Origin of the sequence: Actinacidiphila bryophytorum (assembly GCF_016916835.1) — a bacterium.
Taxonomy (GTDB): Bacteria; Actinomycetota; Actinomycetes; order Streptomycetales; family Streptomycetaceae; genus Actinacidiphila; species Actinacidiphila bryophytorum.
Genome location: NZ_JAFFIX010000005.1, coordinates 393052 through 400045 on the forward strand (window position 1 = coordinate 393052; position 6994 = coordinate 400045).

At 72.6% G+C, this 6994-nt stretch carries 7 protein-coding genes; 4 read left to right on the forward strand and 3 right to left on the reverse strand.

The genetic code is table 11. The features are described from left to right. Positions 1–519 precede the first annotated feature (519 nt). From JT723_RS10960 to JT723_RS10970, 3 genes are read left to right on the forward strand one after another with little or no spacing between them, the layout of a single operon-like run. A complete protein-coding gene (locus JT723_RS10960; protein ID WP_205044329.1) occupies positions 520–1131 on the forward strand; it encodes a type IV toxin-antitoxin system AbiEi family antitoxin domain-containing protein in 612 nt (203 codons plus the stop codon). Then, a complete protein-coding gene (locus JT723_RS10965; RefSeq protein ID WP_205044330.1) occupies positions 1131–2030 on the forward strand; it encodes a nucleotidyl transferase AbiEii/AbiGii toxin family protein in 900 nt (299 codons plus the stop codon). The genes JT723_RS10960 and JT723_RS10965 overlap by 1 nt, the downstream gene beginning before the upstream one ends. A gap of 46 nt (positions 2031–2076) precedes the next feature. Further along, positions 2077–2937, forward strand: coding sequence for an Fpg/Nei family DNA glycosylase (locus tag JT723_RS10970; RefSeq protein ID WP_205044331.1), 861 nt, complete (start codon positions 2077–2079; stop codon positions 2935–2937). A 10-nt stretch (positions 2938–2947) separates the two neighbouring features. Here the strand turns inward: JT723_RS10970 and JT723_RS10975 are convergent, their stop codons facing one another. Further along, a complete protein-coding gene (locus JT723_RS10975) occupies positions 2948–3808 on the reverse strand; it encodes an NAD-dependent epimerase/dehydratase family protein (RefSeq protein WP_205044332.1) in 861 nt (286 codons plus the stop codon). A gap of 87 nt (positions 3809–3895) precedes the next feature. Next, a complete protein-coding gene (locus JT723_RS10980; RefSeq protein ID WP_205044333.1) occupies positions 3896–4285 on the reverse strand; it encodes a TOBE domain-containing protein in 390 nt (129 codons plus the stop codon). A gap of 97 nt (positions 4286–4382) precedes the next feature. On the opposite strand from JT723_RS10980, the gene JT723_RS10985 reads away from it, so the two are divergent. After that, positions 4383–6014, forward strand: coding sequence for a VWA domain-containing protein (locus tag JT723_RS10985; protein WP_205044334.1), 1632 nt, complete (start codon positions 4383–4385; stop codon positions 6012–6014). Positions 6015–6131: 117 nt separating this feature from the next. On the opposite strand, the gene JT723_RS10990 is transcribed toward JT723_RS10985, so the two are convergent. After that, positions 6132–6994 (reverse strand): discoidin domain-containing protein (locus JT723_RS10990; RefSeq protein WP_205044335.1); only part of this gene is annotated, 863 nt, incomplete at its 5' end.

A 6994-nucleotide genomic window follows, 5' to 3' on the forward strand; every position in this document is an offset into this window, starting at 1 on the left:
TGCTCTCAGAGGCGGGCCTGTTCTGCTACGTCTGGACTACGCAGGAGTTGATGCGTCGGCAGGGCTGGCGCGTCGCCCTTCTGCATCGGGCGGCCACTGGCGTCTTCAAGGCCACGGACCACTTCGGCATGCCTGGCTGGCCCACGATCGTCGACGCCGCAATAAAGCCTCACCTTGGTGCTGACACAGGTTGGCGAGGTGCTGTCGAAAGTGCCACCGATCATCCGTGCGTGGCGGAGGGTCCAGGACGAGCTGTGCCGCGGCAGTCACGACCGTTCAGCTGCTGACAGGTCGGTCCCGGAGGAATCTGCAGATGACTGCGGGGGGACCGGAGCAGTGGCACGGCGCGACGAGGGCTGAGGCGAGCTGGACGGCGGCTCCTGGCGAGGAGTGGCAGCGCATGAGCCAGGTCAGGCCATGGCTTCTACCATGGGCGACGGCATCTCCGCTTTGGTCCTCCCGACTGGCGGGTGTATCAAATCCTTCCCACTTACGGTCTGACTGGGTAGGATTTGATACATGGCAGAAGTCACTGACCGCCTCATGCAGCGCCTGGCGAGGTTGCCTGCGACGTTCACCTCGCGTCAGGCACGTGCTGTCGGGCTGCTCTCGCGGGACCTGGGGGTGCTGGCTTCCGCCGAGGAGATCGAGGAGATCTCCCGCGGTGTCCACCGTCGGGCCGATGCTGCGCCGACGGCTCACATCGACCTCCTCGCGGTCTGCGCCCGTGCCCCGCACGCGGTCGTGTGCGGGGAGTCCGCGCTGGCACTGCACGAGCTGATCGACGACATCCCGCACGAGGTCCACATCGCGGTGCCGCGCGGCACGCACCGCCCGGCGATCGCCCACCCGCCGACCAGGACATCGCAGTACGCGTCGGACACCTTCGGTTACGCGATCAGCCGGTTCGAGGCCGCTCCGGGCGAGGACATCCCCGTCTACAGCCCCGCACGCTCGGTCGTCGACGCCATGCGCCTCGGCGGCACCGCCGGCCGACCGCTGGCCCTCGGCGCCCTCAACCGCTACCTGCGCCGATACGGCCAGGGCGGCGTCGCCGACCTCCAGGACGCCGCCCGGACACTGGGCGCACTGTCGGCCATCCGTCCGGCCATCGAGGCGGTGCTCGCCTGATGCCCGGTCCCAGCCGCGACACCACCGCCGGCCGCATCTACAACGACCTGCGCAACCTCGCCCGCCGCACCGGACGGCCGAGCGACCAGCTCATGCTCGAATACGTCCTGGAACGCTTCTTGTTCCGGCTGAGCAACCACCCCGAGGGCGGGCGGCACTTCGTGCTCAAGGGCGGCCTTCTGCTCTCCCAGTTCGGCGCCCGGCGCATGACCCGGGACATCGACATCCTCGGCCGCTCCTTCTCGGGCGACGAAGCCGAGACCACCCGCCGTATCGCGGCGATCGCCGCCGTCGAAGCCGACGACGGGGTCGTGTTCGACCCCGCGAGCCTGTCCACCGTGCCCATCCGCCAGGACGACGAGTACCACGGACTCCGGCTGGCCATGGCGGCAAGCCTCAGCCGGGCGAAGCTCAAGCTCCAGCTCGACGTCAGTTTCGGCGACCCGGTGACCCCCGGGCCGAGGGTGATCGACTACCCGCAGGTGCTGGGCGGGTCGTCCTTCGCGGTTCACGGCTACCCGATCGCCACCGTCATCGCGGAGAAGCTGTCGACAGCGGTGGCTCTCGGGGATCTCAACACCCGGGACCGGGACTACGCGGACATCTACCAGCTCGTCACCCGGCACCGGCTGGACGGAGACGAACTGAGCGACGCGCTCACCGCGACCGCTGACCATCGCGCCATCCGGCTGCGCCCGCTCAGCAGCGCGATCACCGACCTGCCGACCCGTCGCCAGGCTCCCTACAGCGCCTGGCTGCGCCGCCAGGGCTCCGCAGCCGCCCAGCACCCCGAACGGTTCACCGAGGTGATGGCGGTCGTCACGGGCTTCGCGGACCCGCTCCTCACCGGGGCCGCCAGGGGACTGGTCTGGGAGCCGCAGGCAATGGTGTGGGCCTGAGGGTCCCAGGGTCCCGGTCGGCGGGGGGAAGAGGCAGACTGGGGGGATGCCGGAATTGCCTGAGGTTGAGTCGTTGGTGGGGTTTTTGCGGGAGCGGGTGGGTGGGGGGGTGGTGGAGCGGGTGTATGCCGTGGGGGTGCATGCGCTCAAGACGTATGAGCCGCCCGTGGGGGTGTTGGAGGGGCGGGCTGTTGGGGAGGTGGGGAGGTTCGGGAAGTTCCTGGGGTTTCGGGGTGGGGATGTGTGGCTGGTGATGCATCTGGCCAGGGGCGGGTGGGTGCGGTGGAAGGAGGAGGTGCCGGAGGTGCCGCCGCGGCCGGGGAAGGGGCCGCTGGCGCTGCGGGTGCGGCTGGTGGGCGGGGCGGGGTTCGACGTCACGGAGGCCGGGACGCAGAAGCACCTGGCGGTCTATGTCGTGCGGGACCCGCAGGAGGTGCCGGGGATCGCGCGGCTCGGGCCCGACCCGCTGGGGGCGGACTTCACGCCGGAGCTGTTCGCGGGGCTGCTGCGGGGGGAGCGGCGGCAGATCAAGGGGGTGCTGCGGGACCAGAGCGTGATCGCCGGGATCGGCAACGCGTACTCCGACGAGATCCTGCACGCGGCGAAGATGTCACCGTTCAAGCTGGCCTCGGCGCTCACGCCGGAGGAGGTGGCGCGGCTGTACGAGGTGACGGGGGCGACGCTGGCCGACGCGGTCGAGCGGTCGCGGGGGCTGCCGCTGCGGGACCTGAAGGCGGAGAAGAAGAGCGGGCTTCGGGTGCACGGGCGCAAGGGCGAGCCGTGCCCGGTGTGCGGGGACACCATCCGGGAGGTGTCCTACCGCGACTCGTCCCTGCAGTACTGCCCGACCTGCCAGACCGGCGGCAAGCCGCTGGCCGACCGCCGGATGTCCCGGCTGCTCAAGTAGCGCCGGCGGCTCACGTGGCGTCGACGGCGTCCCGCCAGGAGTGCTGCGGCTGGTAGCCGAGGACCTCGCGGGCGCGGTCGATGCCCAGCAGCGTCTCGTACGTGCCGATCTCGCGGGTCAGCCGCACGCCGGGGAAGACCTCGGCGAGGAGTTCCGCCGAGGGGCGGTTCATGATCGTGTCGGCGGCGGCGATGACGAAGCTCTGCGCGCCGGTGACCGGCGCGGTGAGTGCCTGGCGGCAGGCGGCGGCGACGTCGCGGGCGTCGACGTAGCCCCACAGGTTCCAGCGGCGGGAGCGGGCGTCGGCCCAGTAGCCGGGGACCCGGGCGTAGTCCTCCGGGGTGTGGACGTTGGACAGCCGCAGCGCGACGAAGGGGATGCCGGACCACTCGGCGATGTGGGCAGCGGTGGTCTCGCCCGCGACCTTGGACAGGGCGTAGGTGGTGGTGGGGTACGGGTAGTGGTCCTCGTCGACGGGGGCGTAGCGCGGCGGTACGTCGAAGGGCAGGCCGAGGGTGGTCTCGCTGGAGGCCCACACGACCCGGGAGAGCTTGAGCCGGGCGGCGGCGAGGAAGACGTTGTCGTTCATCGCGGTGTTGGTGGTGAGGGTGTGCGCGGCCGGGGCGAGGCCGGGGGCCGGGATGTTGGCCAGGTGGATCACCGAGTCGGCGCCGGCGAGCGCGTCGACGGCCTGCCCGTAGTCGGTGAGGTCGGCCCGCGTCAGCGGGACGCCGAGGGCGTCGAACTCCGCGCGTGCGGCGGCGCTGACGGCGACGTCGACGGCCAGGACGTCGATGCCGTGCTCCAGCAGGCCGGTGACGACGACCCGGCCGGTCTTTCCGGTCGCACCGGTGACGGCGACGGTGGTCATGTGCGTACTCCGAGGGTGAAGGAGGGTGAAGGAGGGGCGAAGAGGGGTGAAGGGGGGTGAAGAGGGCGTCAGACGGAGAAGGGGGCGTCAGGCACGGTCGATGTGCACGCTGGTCGACTTCACGCGGGCGACGGCCTCCGCGCCGACTTCGAGGCCGAGTTCCTCGACGGCCTCACGGGTGACCAGCGAGACCAGCCGGTGCGGTCCCGCCTGGATCTCGACCTGCGCGGCGACGTCGCCGAGTTTGACCGCGGTCACGATGCCGGGGAAGGCGTTGCGCACCGAGGTGCGGGAGGTCTCGGCGTCGTCGTTGTGGGCGATCTCGACGGAGAAGGCGGCCAGGTCGCGGCCGTAGATCAGCCGGCGGCCGGTGTCGTCGCGGTGGGTGGCGACCCGGCCGGCGTCGGCCCAGCGGCGGGCGGTGTCCGGGCTGACGCCGAGCAGGCGGGCGGCCTGCCCGATGGTGTACGACTGCATGGCCCCAGCCTAGTGAGGTCCCCGCAGCCCGCGGGGAGTGCGGGTCGGTGCCGCGGAACCCTCGGCGTACGGGGGCCGGGCGGGGCAGACTTGCCGCATGACGTCGAAGCCGCTGAGCAAGGGTGCCAACACGCCGGTCACCGCCGCCGCCGTCCGGGTGGTGCTGACCTGGGCCGCGGGGCCGCCCGGGAGGACGGACCCGGACGCGTCCGCGCTGCTGCTGACCCGGGAGGGGAAGGTGCGCGGCGACGACGACTTCGTCTTCTACAACCAGCCGCGCCACGCGTCGGGCGCCGTGCGGCACATGGGCAAGCAGGGGGCGGCCGGCGGTACGGTGACGGACGCCGTCGAGGTGGACCTGGCAGGGCTTGAGGCGGTGGTGGACCGGGTGGTGCTGGCCGCCTCGGTGGACACCGGGACCTTCGGTGCGCTGTCCGGGCTGGGGCTGCGGCTGGTGGACGTCGCGACGTCCGAGGAGCTGGCGCACTTCGACTTCACGGCGGCGACCGAGACGGCCCTGGTCGGCGGCGAGCTGTACCGGCGGGACGGCGGCTGGCGCTTCCGGGCGATCGGGCAGGGGTACGCGGCCGGGCTCGCGGGGCTCGCGACGGACTTCGGGATCACGGTGGACGAGGACCAGGCCGCCGCGCACACCCCGGCGGCACCGCGCCCCGCGGCACCCCAGACCCAGACCCCGCCCCCGCCGCCCGTCTACCAGCGGCCCCCGGCGGCACCGCCCGCGCCCCCGGCCGCCCCGCCGCCCCCGTCGGCGTACCCGGCGCAGGGCGGTTACCCCGCGCAAGGCCGGCCCGCGCCGGGCGCGTACCCCCCGCCGCCGCCCGCACCGACGGGCCCCGCGGCACCGCTGCCGCCCCCGCCCTCGTACGGCAACCCGTACGGCACCCCGGCTCCCCCGCCGCCACCCCCGGCTCCCGCACCCGCGCCCGGGGGCGCCCCGCGCATGGTCAAGGGCGAGGAGAACCTGCCCGTCGACATGCGCAAGCGCCTCTCCCTGCGCAAGGAGCAGGTCGCGGTGAGCCTGCGCAAGCACGGCGCCGAGGGCGCGACCGCCCGTATCGTGCTGGTCCTCGACGCGTCCGGCTCGATGGCGAAGCTGTACGCGGGCGGTGTGGTCGCCGGCGTGGTGGAGCGGATGGCGGCGGTCGCGGCCCAGCTGAGCAGCGACGGCTCGATGCAGGCCTGGACGTTCGCCAGCAACCCGGCCCGGCTGCCCCCGCTGACCCTGGGCGAGCTGCCGCAGTGGATCGCGCTGCATGTGCGGATCGGCGAGCTGGTGCTGTTCGGGCGCCGTAAGAAGGCGCCGCGCGGACTGCAGCCGGGCCAGGTGGACATGCGGGCGGTCGGCATCCAGAACGAGGAGCAGAAGGTCATCGCGCAGGTGCGGGACTTCGTCCGCTCTGAGCCGTCGCATGAGCCGACGTTCGTGCTGTTCTTCTCCGACGGCGGTGTGCACCGCAACGCCGAGATCGAGCAGCAGCTGCGGGCGGCGGTGGAGGAGCCGATCTTCTGGCAGTTCGTGGGCCTTGGCCACTCCAACTACGGCATCCTCGAACGCTTCGACACGATGGGCGGCCGGCGGGTGGACAACGTCGGCTTCTTCGCGGTGGACGACATCGCCACGCTCTCGGACGCCGAGCTGTACGACCGGATCCTGACCGAGTTCCCGTCGTGGCTGAAAGCCGCACGGGAGGCGGGCATCCTGCGCTGAGACCGCCCGGGGCGGCGGTACGGCCGGGGGATGGCGTCCCCGCCGAACCGCCGCCAGGCGAGAAGCCGCACGGCGAGCCGCACGACATGCCGCGAAGGCAGGCCGCCGGGCCGCGGGTCAGGCGTTGAAGACGTGCAGCCCGGACGCCTGCCCCGCGGGCCACCCGGTGTTGGCGGTGAACACCAGCCGGACGTAGCGGGTGGTCACCGCACTCGGCAGGGTGAGCGTCGAGGTGTTGCCGGCCGCCGGGTCGAAGGTGTGGGCGGCGGCGGACAGCAGCGTGCTGAAGGTGCCGCCGTCGGTGCTGCCCTGGACGGCGATGGTCTGGCTGCGGGTGGCCCACGCGGTGGACGGCGGCAGGTCCACGACGATCCGCTTGACGGTGGCGGCGCCGCCCAGGTCGACCTGGAGCCACTGCGGGAAGGCGTTGTTGGCGCTCTCCCAGTACGTGTTCTGGTCGCCGTCGACGGCGTTGCCCGAGCCGTAGACCTGGGTGTGGCTGCTCTCCGACGTGGGCTTGTGCAGGGCCAGGTCGGTGCCGGCGGCGGTGCCGTCGGTGGTGACGGTGACCTGGTTGGAGGGCTGGGACACCCCGCCTGCCGCGTCGAGCGCGAGGACGTCGAAGGTGCAGGCGGTCTGCGGGGTCAGCCCGGTGACGGTGAAGGAGGTGCCCGAGGTGGTGCCGACCTGGGTGCCGGTGCCGCCGCTGACCCGGCGGACCCGGTAGCCGGTGACGCCGACGTTGTCGGTCGCCGCGGTCCAGGCCAGGGCGACGGTGGTGTCGGTGTGCCCGGTGGAGTGCAGCGACCCGGGGGCGCTCGGCGGTACGGTGTCGCCGCCGCCGACCACCGGCTGGGTGGGCCTGGTCGCGGTGAGGGCGATCTGGCCCTTGAGCATGCGGCCGCCGTCGCCGGTCAGGCGCAGGTAGTAGTCGGAGGAGCAGGCGGTGCCGTCCTCGTCGAGGGCGAGGAAGCCGGAGT

What these genes read in the sequence shown, in the direction of transcription:
- JT723_RS10975 (WP_205044332.1), bottom strand. Translation starts at nt 3,808, where the DNA reads ATGACCACCGTCGCCGTCACCGGTGCGACCGGAAAGACCGGCCGGGTC.
- JT723_RS10965 (WP_205044330.1), top strand. Translation starts at nt 1,131, where the DNA reads ATGCCCGGTCCCAGCCGCGACACCACCGCCGGCCGCATCTACAACGAC.
- JT723_RS10960 (WP_205044329.1), top strand. Translation starts at nt 520, where the DNA reads ATGGCAGAAGTCACTGACCGCCTCATGCAGCGCCTGGCGAGGTTGCCT.
- JT723_RS10980 (WP_205044333.1), bottom strand. Translation starts at nt 4,285, where the DNA reads ATGCAGTCGTACACCATCGGGCAGGCCGCCCGCCTGCTCGGCGTCAGC.
- JT723_RS10970 (WP_205044331.1), top strand. Translation starts at nt 2,077, where the DNA reads ATGCCGGAATTGCCTGAGGTTGAGTCGTTGGTGGGGTTTTTGCGGGAG.
- JT723_RS10985 (WP_205044334.1), top strand. Translation starts at nt 4,383, where the DNA reads ATGACGTCGAAGCCGCTGAGCAAGGGTGCCAACACGCCGGTCACCGCC.